This is a genomic window from Novosphingobium rosa NBRC 15208, from assembly GCF_001598555.1.
GTDB classification, from domain to species: domain Bacteria; phylum Pseudomonadota; class Alphaproteobacteria; order Sphingomonadales; family Sphingomonadaceae; genus Novosphingobium; species Novosphingobium rosa.
This window is the reverse complement of record NZ_BCZE01000191.1, coordinates 1-596: the sequence shown is the minus strand read 5'-3', so window position 1 is coordinate 596 and position 596 is coordinate 1. Positions and strand designations below refer to the sequence as shown.

1 protein-coding gene is annotated in these 596 nt (G+C 63.4%); it reads left to right on the top strand.

The genetic code is table 11. From position 1 onward, the window contains the following. On the top strand, positions 1–596 hold a 596-nt coding region (locus SR3_RS30360), incomplete at both ends, for a DNA polymerase ligase N-terminal domain-containing protein (RefSeq protein ID WP_281198760.1).

Here is a 596-nt window from a genome sequence, read left to right as displayed (position 1 = left end):
CGCCCGTTTCGAGGGCACGATCCCCAAGGGCGAGTATGGCGGTGGCACGGTGATGCTGTGGGATCAGGGCAGCTGGGAGCCTGTCGCGGGCAAGAGCGCCAGCGACATAGAGAAGGGCCACCTCCATTTTCGCCTGTTTGGCGAACGGATGAAAGGTGAATGGCTCCTCGTGCGCATGAAGCCGCGCGGGAAAGAAAAGCGCGAAAACTGGCTGCTGCGTAAGGTAGATGATCCCCATGCCGGAGCCTCGGAACAGCTGGTTGAGCGTGAGCTGACCAGCGTGCTGACCGGACGGTCGATGGCCGAGATCGAAGGCGACAGGCAGGGCAGCCAGTCGCTGGCAGGCAAGAAGGGCAAAGAATTCAACACGGCCATGGAGCAGGCCGCCAGGCATAATGCCAAAGCGGTCAAGAAGCCTGCCCGCCGCGCCGCACGATCGGCGCCCCAGCCTGCCTTTGAAGCCGTGCAGCTTGCCACGCTGGTCGATGCCGTGCCCACCGGCAACGACTGGATGCATGAGATCAAATTCGACGGCTATCGCCTGCTGGCCTCGGTCAAGGGCGATGCGGTCAAGCTGATGACCCGCACCGGGCTCG